Here is a 13,888-nt window from a genome sequence, read left to right on the forward strand (position 1 = left end):
CCCTAGCTGTTGTGGGAGGGACTTCAGTCCCGATGCTTTTCGTTCAGACCTTGAGGGCTGTTCGAGCGACCTGGGACAAGAGCATCGGGACTGAAGTCCCTCCCACAACGGCGGCGCGGCGCTGATCGGAGCATCGTTCGAATCGCTTGGCTTGCGTCGTCGCCGGATCGGCGCGCTCGAAGCGCGCGCTCAACATCCACACATCGATCATGCCGGCGACGAACCGCACCGCGCTGAAGACGAGGAAGAAACTCACCGCCTGCTTGACGAACAGGCCGCGGGGGCGGAGAAAGCGCAGCCAGTTCACGGGAGGCCCGCAGCCGCGGAGAAGCGCGAGTGTCGCGGGCGGCCGCATCGGTCGAAAGTCCTGTCGCGGCGCGCGCAGCGGCGGCGTGGGCGCCGCGGGGAGCAAGCGCGGCGCGACGGCGCGGGCGCGACTCACCCGGTGCCGGCAATGCAGGCGCGAGCTACAGCGCGTCGCCGTCCATCTCGCCGGTGCGGATGCGCACCGCGCGCTCCAGGTCCCAAACGAAGATCTTGCCGTCGCCGATCTTGCCGGTGCCGGCGGCCTTCATGATCGCCTCGACCACGGTTTCGACCTGATCGTCGGTCACCGCCACTTCCAGCTTGATCTTGGGCAGGAAATCGACCACGTACTCGGCGCCGCGATACAGCTCGGTATGGCCCTTCTGGCGGCCGAAGCCCTTGACCTCGGTCGCGGTGATGCCGGCCACGCCGGCCTCGGCCAGCGCCTCGCGCACGTCGTCGAGCTTGAACGGCTTGATCACCGCCATGACCATCTTCATACGCTTGTCTCCTGCCGATCCGCGCCGCGCCGGCGTTGCGATTGCCGCGCAGGATAGCGCGCCGGCGCGCCGCGACCTAGCGCGGCCGGGCGCCGCGCCGCCGGTCGGGCGGCGTTCACATCGCCTGCGCGGCGTGCGTCGGAGGATGGCAACGGCACATGAAAGCTGCGGCGAACGGCCTCTGGGGAGGCTTGCCGCGCGCGCCAGCGCCGTGATGTAGTGACCGCGTCATCCACTTCGGACTTTTCCGACAGCCCGCCCCGGCCCCGGCCGACGGCGTCGCCCCGGTCCGGCGGTCAAGCTGACCCCAATACCGGAGGAGTTGCATCTACATGATCGACCTGAACTACATCGACGACCTCGCCCGCCGCCTCAGCACCCTGGTCCCGCCTGGCGTGCGCGAAGGCCGCGAGGAAATGCAGCAGAACTTCAAGTCCGTGCTGCAGACCGGGCTGTCCAAGCTCGACCTGGTCACCCGCGAGGAATTCGAAGTGCAGCGCGCGGTGCTGCTGCGCACCCGCGAGAAGCTCGAAGAACTGCAGCGCACCGTGGCCGAGCTCGAATCCCGGCTCGACGACGCTTCCGAACCACAGCACGCCCCCCAGCACTGAGCCGTCCGCCATGAACCTGGCGCTCGTGCACAGCCGTGCGCGAACGGGGGTGCGTGCGCCGGCGGTACGCGTCGAAGTGCATCTGGGCGGCGGCCTGCCGTGCATGAACATCGTCGGCCTGCCCGAGGCCGCGGTGCGCGAGGCCAAGGACCGGGTGCGCGCGGCGATCGCCTCGGCGCAGTACGAATTCCCGCAACGACGCATCACCGTCAACCTCGCGCCGGCCGATCTGCCCAAGGACGGCGGCCGCTACGACCTCGCCATCGCGCTCGGCATCCTCGCCGCGAGCGGACAGCTGCCGCTGCCGGCGCTCGCCGATTGCGAGTTCCTCGGCGAGCTCGGCCTCACCGGCGAGCTGCGCGCGATCGACGGCGTGCTGCCGGCGGCGCTGGCCGCGGCCGAGGCCGGCCGGCGGCTGGTGGTGCCGGCCGGCAACGGCGCCGAAGCGGCTCTGGCCAGCCGGGTCGAGGCGCGCACCGCGCGCACGCTGTCGGAGGTCTGCGCGATGCTGTGCGAACGCGCGTCGCTGCCGCGCGCCGTGGCCCCGCCGCTGGCGCGCGCGCCGGAACTGGACATGCGCGACGTGCGCGGCCAGGCCCAGGCGCGACGCGCGCTGGAGATCGCCGCGGCCGGCGGCCACCATTTGTTGCTGATCGGCCCGCCCGGCTGCGGCAAGACCCTGCTCGCCTCGCGCCTGCCCGGCCTGCTGCCCGAGGCCAGCGAAGACGAAGCGCTGGAAACCGCGGCGATCGCCTCGGTCGGCGGCGGCGGCCACGGCCGCGCGCTGGACCCGTCGCGCTGGCGCCAGCGCCCGTTCCGCGCCCCGCACCACACCGCCAGCGCGGTCGCGCTGGTCGGCGGCGGCGCCGATCCGCGGCCCGGCGAGATATCGCTGGCGCACCAAGGCGTGCTGTTCCTCGATGAGCTGCCCGAATGGGAGCGGCGCGCGCTGGAAGTGCTGCGCGAGCCGCTGGAGTCGGGCGCGGTCACGGTGTCGCGCGCGGCGCGCAGCGCCGAGTTTCCGGCGCGCTTCCAGTTGGTCGCGGCGATGAATCCCTGCCCCTGCGGCTGGGCCGGCGACAGCAGCGCGCGCTGCCGCTGCACCGAAGACCTCATCCGCCGCTACCGCGCGCGCATCTCCGGCCCGCTGCTGGACCGCATCGACCTGCACATCGAAGTGCCGCGGCTGCCGCCGGCGGCGCTGCGCCCCGACCAGCCCGAGGGCGAATGCAGCGCGGCGATCCGCGAGCGCGTGACCGCCGCGCGGCAGCGCCAGGCCGAGCGCAGCGGCCGGACCAATTCGCGCCTCGACCAGGCCCAGACCAACCAGCATTGCCGCCTGGGCGAACGCGACCAGGCGCTGCTGGAACGGGCGGTCGACGGCCTGCAGCTGTCGGCGCGCTCGATGCACCGGATCTTGCGGGTCGCGCGCACCATCGCCGATCTGGCCGACAGCGCCAACATCGGCACCGCGCATTTGACCGAAGCCATCGGTTATCGGCGCGCGGATCGCGACAGCGCCGCGCGAGCGTCCTAGCCGTCGCCCATCGCGCGGCATGCGTCGCCGAGCGCGGCGGCGCGCTCGCATCCCGCGGCGATGACGGGTACGCGATGGCGCCGATGCGACCGCGCCGATCCGATAGCGCCGATACGATGCTGCGTTCCGCGGGCACCCACGGGCCTACGGCCGCCGGCCGGTTTCCACCGACAAAACAGCTTTCGCCGCGTATCCGCGGGCGTGCGGCGACGACCCGCCCCGCGCGCGACCGGGCCGCGTCGGCGCCGGCGCGCTGGGCTATAGTCGCCGCGCGGACCCGGCCAGCGCAGGCGACGGCCCGCTGGCCGCGAACGCGCGGCGCCATCGAGGCCTTCGGCATGTCCGGGTTCACCGTCCACACCCTGCTCAAGACGCCGACCGTGACGGTCCGCGACGTCTATTGCCCGGGCGGGTGCAAGCACCGCGGGCCGGAGGAATGCGCGGCCGCGACCCATCTGGTGTTCCCCTATCGCGGCGTCTACGTGCGTCATCTCGGCGAGCAGGCGAGCGTGGCCGAAGCCAGCCAGGTGCTGTTCTTCAACGCCGGCGAGGGCTACCGGGTCAGCCACCCGATCGACGGCGGCGACGCCAGCCTGTCGCTGTCGATCGCCGAACCGATGCTGCGCGAGATGGCGCCCAAGGCGCTGTTGCGCGACGGCGAGGCGCTGGCCTTCCGCCAGCCGCGCCTGCGCATCGATCCGCGCGCGCAGTCGCTGGCGATGCTGCTGCGCCACAGCCTGCGCCAGGGCATCGCCGAGCCGCTGGAGGCCGAGAGCCTGGCGCTGACCCTGGCGCAGCGCGCGCTGGGGCCGCGCACCGCCCACGCCGCCGGCGCCAGCGCCGGCCAGCAGCGGCTGGTCGAGCGGACCAAGCTGGTGCTGGTCAGCGACCTGTCGCGGCGCTGGACCCTGGCCGAGATCGCCGCCGAAGTCGGCGTCTCGCCGGTGTACCTGACCCAGGTGTTCCAGCGCGTGGAAGGGTTGCCGCTGTATCGCTACCAGTTGCGCCTGCGGCTGGCGCGCGCGCTGGACCTGCTCGGCGAGTACGAGGACCTGAGCGCGCTGGGCCAGGATCTCGGCTTTTCCAGCCACAGCCACTTCAGCGCGGCGTTCCAGCAGACCTACGGACGCTCGCCGTCGGAGTTCCGGCAGTCGGCGCTGTATCGCTGAAGCGCCAATCCGGCGCCTGCACGCGGCCACAGACAGCTCACTGTAGGAGCGGCGCAAGCCGCGACCGCGCCGACCGAACCACGGCGCCACCTTCCGCACCCGGACTCGGCCAGCCAAGCGCCACGCCGTCGCCGTTGCCCCGACACCGACCGGCGCCCCACGTCGCCATTGCCCCGCCACCGACCGACGCCTTACGTCGCCATTGCCCCGCCACCGACCGACGCCCCCGCGTCGCCGTTGCCCCGACACCGCCCAGCGCACCACGTCGCCGTTGCCCCGCCACCGACCGACGCCCCCCCCCGCGTCGCCGTTGCCCTGCCCTCGACTGGCGCCCCGCGTCGCCGCTCGCGCCAACCCCGCGAGGCTCCCATCGCCCCCCGGCGGCGATCGCTAAATTTTCTGACAGCGGCCGGCCGGACGCGCTGGCCTACTGAGCGCGCCCAATCCCGGGCGCCCCGGAGAATCCCCATGAGCGACAAGACCTGCGCGGCCTGCGACTGCCCGCTCGACGAGACCGCGTTCCAAGTGACCATCGGCGGCAAGACCGTCGAGGTGTGTTGCGACGACTGCGCGCGCAAGCTCGATGCGGCGTATGCGTCGGCGCAGTCGCCGGACCGGGGCTGAGCGCCATGGACGGTTCTTCGCGCGACCCCGCGCCGTTCGCCCGCGGCCACGTCGATACGCCGTCGGGCCGCATCGCCTATCGCGAGCGCGGCGACGGACCGGTCGCCCTGTTCGTGCACGGCGTTCTGCTCAACGGCCACCTGTGGCGGCACCAGTTGCGGCACTTGTCGGACCTGCGCCGTTGCATCGCCGTCGACCTGCTCGCCCACGGCGACACCGACAGCGGCGCCGGCCAGGACGTGTCGGTCACCGCCAACGCGCACATGCTGGCGCAGTTCCTCGACGCGCTGGATATCGAACGCGTCGATCTGGTCGGCAACGACAGCGGCGGCGGCATCGCCCAGATCTTCGCCGCGCGGTATCCGCAACGCGTGCGCAGCCTGACCCTGACCGACTGCGACGCCCACGACAACTGGCCGCCGCAAGCGTTCGAGCCGTTCCTGGCGATGGCCGCCGGCGGCGGGCTGGGCGCCACCTTGCAGGCGATGGTCGACGACAAGGCGGTCTATCGTTCGGCCCAGGCGCTGGGCCCGGCCTATCAACAGCCGCAGGCGCTCGGCGACGAGGACATCGACGCCTACCTGCGGCCGTTGCTGCGCAGCCCGCAGCGGCTGGCCGACCTGCAGCGCTTCCTCGCCGGCTTCGACCCGGTCCACACCGTGCGCATCGAAGCGCAGTTGCGGCAGTTGCGCGCGCCGACCCTGATCGCCTGGGGCGACGACGACGTCTACTTCGACGCGCGCTGGTCGCAGTGGCTGGCCGAGGCCATTCCCGGCACCCGCCGGCGCGTGGTGCTGGAAGGCGCGCGCATCTTCTTCCCGGAAGAGCGCTGGGCCGAGTTCAACCTGCTGTTGCGCGAACACTGGCTGGCCGCCGCCGACGCCTGAGCCGGCGCGGCGACGCCCGTCGCCGCATCCCCACACCGACATTCCGAAGCGGCGCGCCGGCGCCGCAACGGACCCGTGCGCGCGCGCATCCGACCGCCTGTCCGCGCCATCGCGAGAAACGAGGACTTCCCCCATGAACCGCAGAACCTTCCTGTTGGGCGGCAGCGGCCTGCTCGCCGCCGGCAGCCTCGGCGCGATCGCCCGCGTGCCCGGCCTGGCCGTCGCCGCGACCGACGGCGCGGACGCGCGCCCGGACCTCGACGCCGCCGAATTCCACGCCAGCCGCAAGTTCGCCCGCACGGCTTTCGGCGACATCGCCTACGTCGAACGCGGCGAGGGGCCGGCGGCGCTGTTCTTGCACGGCTTCCCGCTCAACGGCTTCCAGTGGCGCGGCGCGCTGCCGCGGCTGGCGCCGTACCGGCGCTGCATCGCGCCGGATTGGCTCGGCCTGGGCTACACCCGGGTCGCGCCGGACCAATCGGTGGACCCGCATGCGCAGGCGGCGATGATCCTCGCGCTGATGGACGCGCTGGGCATCGACAGCGCCGACCTGGTCGCCAACGACAGCGGCGGCGCGATCGCGCAGTTGCTGCTGACCGCGCATCCGCAGCGCGTGCGCACCGTGCTGCTGACCAATTGCGACACCGAATTCGACAACCCGCCGCCGAAACTGCTGCCGGTGATCGAGTTGTCCAGGCAAGGCCGCTTCGTCGACGAATGGCTGGCGCCGTGGTGGCAGGACAAGGCGCTGGCGCGCTCGCCGCAGGGTTTCGGCGGCATGTGCTACGCCGATCCCGCGCATCCGGACGACGACGCCATCGACATGTACTTCGGCCCGCTGCTGTCGACCCAGCGGCGCAAGGCGCTGACCCATGCCTATGCGTTGGGCCTGGAGCGCAACGTGCTCGAAGGCATCGGCGCGCGCCTGGGCCGCAGCCGCGCGCCGGCGCGGGTGCTGTGGGGCATGGCCGACGACATCTTCGATCCCGCCCAGGCGCAGCCGCTGGCCGACGCCTTCGGCCGGTCGCGCGGCTTGCGCAAGCTCGAGGGCTACAAGCTGTTCTGGCCGGAAGAGCGGCCCGACGTGATCGCCGAGGAAGCGCAGCGGCTGTGGGCGGCGTGGGCGCCGCAGCGGGTGCGCTGAGGCGCGGCGGCGGCGTTCGCGCCGCGCGCAGCCGCGGCGACCGGCTCAGCCGCGGTCGAGCAGGTCCTGCGCCTGCCGCGCCAATTCGCGGGTCAGTTCGAACGCGCCCAACGCATGCGCACGCCGCGCCTGGCCCGACCACAACGACATGAAGCCGTCGTCGCCGGCGGGTTCGGCGCGCGCGCGCAGCGGCGCCAACGCCGCGCCGGCGCCGGGGAACGCCGGCGCCAGCGGCGACAACGGCCCCAACTCGCGCATCGCCCGGTTGACGATGCCGCGCGCGGGCCGACCACTGAAGACGTTGGTCAGCGCGGTGTCGTCGCCCTCGCCCGCGCTCAGCGCGCGCCGGTGCAGCGGCGCGATCGTGGCTTCCGGGCAAAACAGATACGCGGTGCCGACCTGCACCGCCGCCGCGCCGAGCGCGAACGCCGCGGCGATGCCGCGGCCGTCGAAGACGCCGCCGGCGGCGATCACCGGCACCGTCACCGCGTCGGCGATGCGCGGCAGCAGCGCGAACAGGCCGGCCTGCGCCGACACATCCTCTCCTTCCAGAAACACACCGCGATGGCCGCCGGCCTCGTTGCCCTGGGCGACGATCGCGTCGCAACCGCTTTGCTCCAGCCACACCGCTTCGGCCACGGTGGTGGCCGAGGCGATCGCGCGCGCGCCGCTGGCGCGCACCCGCGCCAGCAGATCCGGCGCGGGCAGGCCGAAGTGGAAGCTCACCACCTGCGGGCGCAGTTCTTCGACCAGCGCGCACCAAGCCTCGTCGAACGGCGCGCGCGCCGCGGCGGCGCTGGCCGCATCGGGATCCAGGCCGAATTCGAGGTAGTACGGGCGCAGGCGTTCGCGCCAGGCCGCTTCGCGCGCCGGATCGGCCGCGGCCAGGCGATGGCAGAAGAAGTTGAGGTTGACCGGCGCGTCGGTCGCCGCGCGGTACTGCGCGACCTGTTCGCGCGCCTGCTGCGGCGAGAGCATCGCGCACGGCAGCGAACCCAGCGCGCCGGCGCGCGCGGCGGCGATGGCCAACGCGGCATCGTGCGCGCCCGCCATCGGCGCCTGCACGATCGGCAAGGCGATGCCGAACAGCTCCTGGATACGGCGGTCGGGCCACATCGGTGCGCACTCCAGCGAAGACCTCGGCGCAGCATGCCACCGGCCGCGCGCGCCGTGTTGGCCGGCGCTGTCGTTATGCGATGCCGATGCGCGGACGCGAAACGCAGGGGCGCGGGATTAGCGGCGCGAACGCCACGACGCGCGCGGAAGCGCACGATGCGCCGGGCGGACGAAATCCGCACGCGCGCCGCGCGAGGCGTTGCAGCGCACCGTCGGCCGACGCCGGCCAGCCGACCCAGACCGGACGCGCGCGCTCACTCCTGCCGCCACACCTCGCCGGCCGGATCGAATTCGGAAGTCTGCATGCGTTCGCCGCGCCAGCCGAAGCCGCACACCGCGAGCGGCCCGTCGACGAGCGGATCCAGGCCGAACGCGCGCTCGATGTCGACCTCGTTGATCGCCGAGGTCACGAACGCGCCGAGCCCCAGTTCGGTCGCGCTGAGGTACAGCGTCTGCGACAGGTGGCCCACATCCAGCAGCAGCGCGCGATAGGCCTTGGCGTGGCGGCGGTATTTCCAGAAGCTGCGCGCGTAACGCGGCGCCAGCACCGCCAGCGCGTGCGCGTCGGCGAACCAGTGCTGCCCGGCCACCGCCTGCGCGGCGAATTGCGCCAACGGCTGCGGCGGCGGCGGCATCGGCTCCAGCGCGTGCTCGAGCGGGTGGTAGTGGTACAGCCCCGGCGCCACGCCTTCGACGTTGCGCACGATCAGATACGCCTCGGTGGCGTGCAGGCCGCCGCCGGAGGGCGTGTGCTTCTTGAGGAACACGGCGTCGTCGCCGATGCGCACCTGCGCCTGCGCGGCGAACACGCGCTGCAGCATGCGCGCGAACGCGGGCAGCGGCAGCGCGCGTCCGGCGTCGAAGTTGCGGCAGGTGGCACGGCGCGCGAGCAGGCGCTCGAATTCGCCGTCGTCCTGGCGCGGCAGCGCCTGGCGGTGCGCGGCCTCGCCGCGCTCGACCACGTGCGGCGGCGGCGCGCCGAGCTGGCGGCGCAGGTCGGCGGCGGTGTTCATCTCGGCCGCGTCCATCGCCGCGGCGCTGTCCAGGCCCTGCCAGCGGCCCAGCCGGTGGACCAGCGCGGCCGGCGGCCACCAATGCGTTTCGCGCAGGGCTTCGTCGCGGCGGCGGTGCTCGCGGCGGTCGGCGGCGGCGTCGTCCTCGCACAGCAACAGGCCGCGATCGAGCAGTTCGGCGACCAACGCGGCATGCGTCCGCAGCCAGGGCGCGGCGTCGGCCCACGCGCCCGGGCCGATCCGGCCGAGCAGCTCGCGCGCCGCGGCGTCGACCTCGACCTCGGCGTCCAGATGCGGCGCCAGCGCCAGCCAGCGCAGGCTGCGGCGGATGCCGGCCTCGCCGGCCAGCAACGAGGCCAGGTCGAAACCGGCGTCTTCGCGCGGCTCCAGGTACAGGATGGCGCAACGGCGGATACGCATCGCGGGCTCGCGGGCAGGCGCCGCCGCGGCCGGCGGCGGATCGGACGGCGTCGCGCGCGGCGCGCCGGGGCCGGCATTGTCGGCCGCGCGGGCCCGGGGCAGCAATGTCGCCGCCGGCGTCCCCGGCCATCGCTCGCCGGAGCTGGCATGCGCATGCCATGCGCCGCGCGGATACTGCGCCGGGCGCCCGTCGGCGCGGCGGCGTGCGCCGGGCGGCACGCGCACCGACCCGTTCAGCAACTTCAGCTTGGTTTATGCCGGCCGCGCTGCAGTGCGGCGGAAAAACCCTCGAAATGCCGCATTTGTCCGGCGCGTTCCGGTTGTACCGTTAGAGAGGGAAGGTTAGATTTCACGCTGTTTTCACGCCGGAACGGCACGTCAATCACGAGGGGAATGAGGACATGGCAAACAAAGAATCCGGCGGCCATACGCCGTTGAGCGCTGAAGTCGCCGACAAGCTGCTCGACCTGTTGAGCAAGGACAACGACTTCCGCCAGCTGTTCCAGAAAGACGCCACCGCGGCGCTGGCGCAGGCCGGCCACGCGCCGGCGCAGGACATGATCGCCAGCGGCAGCTATTCGCCGACCGCCTACGGCTGCATGGCCGCGGCCAACATCGCGACCAAGGCCGAGATCGAAGCCGCGCGCCTGGAGATCAAGGGCATGCTGACCTCAGCGGCCTCGCACACCAATCCTCATTGCTTCGAAACCGGGCTGCTCGGCGCCGAGGCGCGCGCCAAGGGCATCGGCGGCACCGGCGGCGACGAACCGCTCTGAGGCCAGGCGCGGCGGAAGGCCTCCTCCTGCCGCTGCGCTTCGGCGTCCCGGCCCAGGCGCGCGAGACTGCGCGCCTGATCGCGCAGGGCCAGGGTGGTATCGGCGACGTTGAGGGTCTGCAGCACCTGGCTGCCGCCGGTTTCGATATAGGCGCGGCCGCGGTGCTGCGCCAGCCAGCGGGCCTCGGCCAGCGCGTCCTCGTCCTGGCCTGCGGCGGCGTAGGCCGCGCGCAGCGCGCTGTGGACCTGGAACAGTTCGTCGCCGCGCAGCAGCGGCCGGAGCAGGCGGATCGCCTCCTCCGGCTTGCCGTCCAGGCGCGACTGCCCGGCCTGGACCACGGTCAGCAACTGCGCCAGCAGCGGATCGCCGATCCGCTTGACCAACGGCTCCAGCACCGGCAGCAATTGCCGCGCCACCGCCGCGTCGCCTTCGCGCTGGGCCAGGTAGGCCGCGCTCAGCGCGACGAAGGCCTGTTCGTTGCGCAGCGGATCGGCCTCGTCGCCGGCCTGCTCGGCGGACTTGCGGCATAGCGTCGCCAGCACCTGGGTGCGCGGCGGGCGGCCGTTCAAGGCGTCCACCATCAATCGGATCAGCGCGAACTGGTTGGCCAGCACCGGGGTGCCGGCGACCGCGTCGCGCTCGGCGCGCTGGGCGGCTTTTTCCGCCTCGCCCCAGCGGCCGCGATCGACCGCGACCGCGATGCGTTCCAGGTTGTTGGTCAGGCCGTCGGTGCTGCTGTCGGTCGGCAGCTTGGCGAGCAGCGACTGGGCTTCGTCGAAGCGGCGCAGGGTCGCCAGCGCCGCGGCGCGGCGGCGGTTGGGGCCGTAGCGGCCGACCTTCTCGCCCTGCTCGAAGCTGGCCAGCGCGGCCTTGGCGTCGCCCTGGGCGAGCTGGGCCCGGCCCATCAGTTCGATCGCGCTGCTGCGCAGCGGGTTCTGCGGCGCGGTCGCGGCCTTGGCGAAGCTCAGCGTCTCGCCGAAGCGGTTGGCGGCGAACGCGGCCCAGGCGTAGTTGTAGTGGCCGGCGTAATAGTCCGGGTACAGGCCGGCCAGCAGCTTCCACTGCGCCGGCGCGCGCAGCGCCGGTTGCGGGCCGTACTCGGACGACCACGCGTCCAGGTACAGCGCATCGCGCGGCGCCAGGTGCGAGCGCAACGCGACCGCTTTTTCCAGGTACGGCTGGGCGCGGCGGTTGTCGGCGTCGCCGACGTGCACGCGCAGCGCGCCGAGGTAGGCCAGGGCGAATTCCGGGTCCAGGGCGATGGCCTGGTCGAAGTAGCGCAGCGCCTCGGCCTGGCGGCGCTCGCCGTAGGCCTTCAGGCCCAGGGCGTAGGCGCGCAGCGCGTCGAGGTTCTTGGTCGCGACCTTGGGCAGCGGCTCGGAGTCGCGCTCGATCGACTTCATCGCCTCGCCGAGCTTCTCGCGCAGCCCGGCGGTGACGCTGTCGATCGAGGCGAGCGTGGATTCCTTGCCGTGGCCGTCGGCGGATTCGGCGTAGACCGTGGTCTGGGTGTGCGGGTCGATGACCTCGGCGCTGACCCGCACCCGCCCGCCGACTTCGGCCACGGTCGGCAGGATCACCGCGCGCGCGCCGTCGCGCAGCGCGATCTCCGAAGCGATCGCGCGGTCGAGCGTGGTGTCGGGCTGGCGCTGCATGCGCTGCAGGGTGTCGCGCGCCTTCAGGTCGCTGAGCACGTTGACGTAGCGCGACTGCTCCAGGCTGATGCGGAAGGCCTGTTCCAGCGAATCGTCGAGCACGTTCTGGCCGGTGAGGTTGCGCAGGTCGCCGACCACCACCCAGTCGCGCTGGTTGAAGGCGATCGCCGGCTGCGGCCGGGTTGCGAACCAGGCGCCGGTGCCGATCATCGCCAGCACCGCGACCTCGGCGGCCAGCGCCGCCGGCCGCCGCCACAGCGGGATGTCGCGCCAGGCCTTGGGCCCGTTCGGCGGCGCGCGCAGCGGGGCGATGCCGGGTTCGCCGACCTCGTAGATTTCCTGCGGCTCGGGCACGCCCTTGAAGCGCCAGCGCCCGTGCGATTTCCACAGCAGTTGCTGGCCGCGCTCGCCGAGCTCGCGCGCGGCGCGGTGCGCCAGCGGCTCGGCCACCGCCGACAGCAGGATCTGGCCCGGCCGCGCGGTCGCCATCAGCCGGCCGGCCATCGGCTTGGCCAGGCCTTCGACTTCGACCGGCTTGGCGCCGACCTTGACCGCCTCGTCGCTGTTGCGCCAGGTCAGCACTTCGCCGACGTGCAGGCCGGCGCGGGCCTTGAGTTCGAACTTGCGCGCCGCGCCGATCTCGCGCAGGCCGCGGGCGTAGTCCAGCGCGAAGCCGAGGCCGTCGATCGGCCGCTCGAACAACAGCAGCAGGCCGTCGGAGCGGTCGATCAAACGCCCGCGCCAGCGCTGCTGCAGCGCCAGCACCAGGCGGTCGTGTTCGCGGAACAGCTCCGCCGCCGGACCGTCGCCGATGCGCTCGACCAGGGTGGTCGAGTCGCACAGGTCGGTCAGCAGCAGGGTGCGCAGCTGCGGGCCGTCGGCGTCGGGGCGGTGGGCATCGTTCATCGCGGCTTCCTGGTCGCGCCGTTCACACGGCGCTGAGCTCGGCGTCCTGCCAATGCACGCGATTGCCGCCCAGGCGCTTGGCCTGGTAGAGCGCGGCGTCGGCCTGGGCGTACCAATCGTTCCAGTCGCGCTTGGCGCTGACCAGGCAGGCGCCGACGCTGACCGGGCAGATCGTCGGCGGCGACTGCGGGATCATCAGCAGCCCGTGCACGGTGTGGACGATGAAGTCGGCGAAGCGCATCACGTCCTGGCGGGTGCGCGCGGCGACCAGCAGGCAGAACTCGTCGCCGCCGAGGCGGCAGGCGATGTCCTCCACCCCGGCCACCGAGCGCAGGATGTTGGCCACGCTCTGCAGCACGCGGTCGCCGGCGAGGTGGCCGTGTTCGTCGTTGACCTGCTTGAAGCGGTCGCAATCGACCAGCACCAGGCCCAGGGTCTCGGCCAGGCCGGCGGCGCGCGCGTCCTGCAGGTGCAGGGTCAGGCCGCGCCGGTTGTACAGGCCGGTCAGGTCGTCGGTGCGCACCAGCTCTTCGGTCTGGTTGAGCTGGTGGGTGGTCGCGTAGAGGCTGTCGAGCGCGGCTTCCAGGTCCTGGTTGCGGCGGCGCAGGCGGCGGATCAGGCTTTGTTCGTTGAGCACCACGCGCATGATCGCGCGGCGCAGGAAGTAGGAGACCAGGGACGGGTCGCGATCGACCAGGCGCTGGAATTCCTCGTGACGCAGTTCCACCAGCAGGCCGTCGGTGGCGGCGATGGCGTCGGCGCTGCGCGCGTGGTCGCCGATCAGCAGGCCGAGTTCGCCGAAGAATTCGCGCACGCCCAGGCGCTTGGTGACCAGGTCGTCGCCGAAGTCGAGCACGATCGCGCCGCGCGCGATCACGAACATGGTGGTGCCCAGTTCGCCGCGGCGGAACAGCACCTGCCCGGCCTCGACCCGGCGCGGGCGGCCGATCTCGGCGAACAATTCGAATTCGCCCGGCGTCAGCACCGCCATCGCCACATCCGTCGGCGCCGCGGTCATCGCCGAATTGTCGGTATCGCGGCCCGCCGATGGCGCCGCCATGTCGCGATTCATCCCGATCTCCCCGCGCCCCACATCCCCTGTGGAGCCTTGACGGCAGGATAACACCTGGTCTGTGCAGCTAACGCTGGCAGGGGGGAGAAGCGGCCACCCCTCGCGCTCGCCCTCGCCGCACATACATACACACTCCACCCCATGGCCGGGGA

13 protein-coding genes are annotated in these 13,888 nt (G+C 72.8%); 8 read left to right on the top strand and 5 right to left on the bottom strand.

What is annotated here, in order from left to right:
• The first annotated feature begins 32 nt into the window (after positions 1-32).
• A complete protein-coding gene (locus tag RDV84_RS25870) occupies positions 33-125 on the top strand; it encodes a DUF6053 domain-containing protein (RefSeq protein WP_425606305.1) in 93 nt (30 codons plus the stop codon).
• Between the two features lie 342 nt (positions 126-467).
• Here the strand turns inward: RDV84_RS25870 and RDV84_RS05420 are convergent, their stop codons facing one another.
• Positions 468-806: a P-II family nitrogen regulator gene (locus RDV84_RS05420; protein WP_057945893.1), complete on the bottom strand. Its 339-nt coding sequence runs from the start codon at positions 804-806 to the stop codon at positions 468-470.
• Between the two features lie 332 nt (positions 807-1,138).
• On the opposite strand from RDV84_RS05420, the gene ubiK reads away from it, so the two are divergent.
• The 6 genes from ubiK to RDV84_RS05450 all read left to right on the top strand — a co-directional run bounded on the left by ubiK (position 1,139) and on the right by RDV84_RS05450 (position 6,778).
• Entirely contained in the window at positions 1,139-1,417 is a 279-nt protein-coding gene (gene ubiK, locus RDV84_RS05425; protein ID WP_057945892.1) for a ubiquinone biosynthesis accessory factor UbiK, read from the top strand.
• A gap of 10 nt (positions 1,418-1,427) precedes the next feature.
• Positions 1,428-2,954 carry a YifB family Mg chelatase-like AAA ATPase gene (locus RDV84_RS05430; RefSeq protein WP_309152707.1) on the top strand — a complete coding sequence of 509 codons (1,527 nt, stop codon included), beginning with the start codon at positions 1,428-1,430 and terminating at the stop codon, positions 2,952-2,954.
• A 338-nt stretch (positions 2,955-3,292) separates the two neighbouring features.
• Positions 3,293-4,123, top strand: coding sequence for a helix-turn-helix transcriptional regulator (locus tag RDV84_RS05435; RefSeq protein ID WP_057945890.1), 831 nt, complete (start codon positions 3,293-3,295; stop codon positions 4,121-4,123).
• 468 nt (positions 4,124-4,591) lie between these two features.
• Complete coding sequence (locus tag RDV84_RS05440; RefSeq protein WP_168356157.1) at positions 4,592-4,747, top strand: hypothetical protein; 156 nt, start codon at positions 4,592-4,594, stop codon at positions 4,745-4,747.
• A 5-nt stretch (positions 4,748-4,752) separates the two neighbouring features.
• A complete protein-coding gene (locus RDV84_RS05445; protein ID WP_309152708.1) occupies positions 4,753-5,634 on the top strand; it encodes an alpha/beta fold hydrolase in 882 nt (293 codons plus the stop codon).
• Positions 5,635-5,767: 133 nt separating this feature from the next.
• On the top strand, positions 5,768-6,778 hold the full coding sequence (locus RDV84_RS05450; RefSeq protein ID WP_078997298.1) for an alpha/beta fold hydrolase: 1,011 nt from the start codon (positions 5,768-5,770) through the stop codon (positions 6,776-6,778).
• Positions 6,779-6,823: 45 nt separating this feature from the next.
• Here RDV84_RS05450 and RDV84_RS05455 read toward each other — a convergent pair whose 3' ends face one another.
• Positions 6,824-7,894, bottom strand: a complete 1,071-nt coding sequence (locus RDV84_RS05455) for an NAD(P)H-dependent flavin oxidoreductase (RefSeq protein ID WP_309152709.1) — start codon at positions 7,892-7,894, stop codon at positions 6,824-6,826.
• 254 nt (positions 7,895-8,148) lie between these two features.
• Positions 8,149-9,327 (bottom strand): putative peptide maturation dehydrogenase, encoded by a 1,179-nt coding sequence (locus tag RDV84_RS05460; RefSeq protein WP_309152710.1) that lies wholly within the window; start codon positions 9,325-9,327, stop codon positions 8,149-8,151.
• 401 nt (positions 9,328-9,728) lie between these two features.
• On the opposite strand from RDV84_RS05460, the gene RDV84_RS05465 reads away from it, so the two are divergent.
• Entirely contained in the window at positions 9,729-10,103 is a 375-nt protein-coding gene (locus RDV84_RS05465) for an NHLP-related RiPP peptide (RefSeq protein WP_057945886.1), read from the top strand.
• On the opposite strand, the gene RDV84_RS05470 is transcribed toward RDV84_RS05465, so the two are convergent.
• Together RDV84_RS05470 and RDV84_RS05475 are read right to left on the bottom strand one after the other, a co-directional pair.
• On the bottom strand, positions 10,022-12,664 hold the full coding sequence (locus tag RDV84_RS05470) for a putative peptide modification system cyclase (protein ID WP_309152711.1): 2,643 nt from the start codon (positions 12,662-12,664) through the stop codon (positions 10,022-10,024). The genes RDV84_RS05465 and RDV84_RS05470 overlap by 82 nt on opposite strands.
• 22 nt (positions 12,665-12,686) lie before the next feature.
• Positions 12,687-13,736, bottom strand: a complete 1,050-nt coding sequence (locus tag RDV84_RS05475; protein WP_057945884.1) for a GGDEF domain-containing protein — start codon at positions 13,734-13,736, stop codon at positions 12,687-12,689.
• Between the last annotated feature and the right edge of the window lie 152 nt (positions 13,737-13,888).

It is taken from the genome of Lysobacter yananisis (assembly GCF_031199375.1).
Classification (GTDB): domain Bacteria; phylum Pseudomonadota; class Gammaproteobacteria; order Xanthomonadales; family Xanthomonadaceae; genus Lysobacter; species Lysobacter yananisis.

Excerpts from the sequence above, each read along its gene's own strand:
- RDV84_RS25870 (WP_425606305.1), top strand. The coding sequence starts at position 33 with ATGCTTTTCGTTCAGACCTTGAGGGCTGTTCGAGCGACCTGGGACAAG.
- RDV84_RS05420 (WP_057945893.1), bottom strand. The coding sequence starts at position 806 with ATGAAGATGGTCATGGCGGTGATCAAGCCGTTCAAGCTCGACGACGTG.
- ubiK (WP_057945892.1), top strand. The coding sequence starts at position 1,139 with ATGATCGACCTGAACTACATCGACGACCTCGCCCGCCGCCTCAGCACC.
- RDV84_RS05430 (WP_309152707.1), top strand. The coding sequence starts at position 1,428 with ATGAACCTGGCGCTCGTGCACAGCCGTGCGCGAACGGGGGTGCGTGCG.
- RDV84_RS05435 (WP_057945890.1), top strand. The coding sequence starts at position 3,293 with ATGTCCGGGTTCACCGTCCACACCCTGCTCAAGACGCCGACCGTGACG.
- RDV84_RS05440 (WP_168356157.1), top strand. The coding sequence starts at position 4,592 with ATGAGCGACAAGACCTGCGCGGCCTGCGACTGCCCGCTCGACGAGACC.
- RDV84_RS05445 (WP_309152708.1), top strand. The coding sequence starts at position 4,753 with ATGGACGGTTCTTCGCGCGACCCCGCGCCGTTCGCCCGCGGCCACGTC.
- RDV84_RS05450 (WP_078997298.1), top strand. The coding sequence starts at position 5,768 with ATGAACCGCAGAACCTTCCTGTTGGGCGGCAGCGGCCTGCTCGCCGCC.
- RDV84_RS05455 (WP_309152709.1), bottom strand. The coding sequence starts at position 7,894 with ATGTGGCCCGACCGCCGTATCCAGGAGCTGTTCGGCATCGCCTTGCCG.
- RDV84_RS05460 (WP_309152710.1), bottom strand. The coding sequence starts at position 9,327 with ATGCGTATCCGCCGTTGCGCCATCCTGTACCTGGAGCCGCGCGAAGAC.
- RDV84_RS05465 (WP_057945886.1), top strand. The coding sequence starts at position 9,729 with ATGGCAAACAAAGAATCCGGCGGCCATACGCCGTTGAGCGCTGAAGTC.
- RDV84_RS05470 (WP_309152711.1), bottom strand. The coding sequence starts at position 12,664 with ATGAACGATGCCCACCGCCCCGACGCCGACGGCCCGCAGCTGCGCACC.
- RDV84_RS05475 (WP_057945884.1), bottom strand. The coding sequence starts at position 13,736 with ATGAATCGCGACATGGCGGCGCCATCGGCGGGCCGCGATACCGACAAT.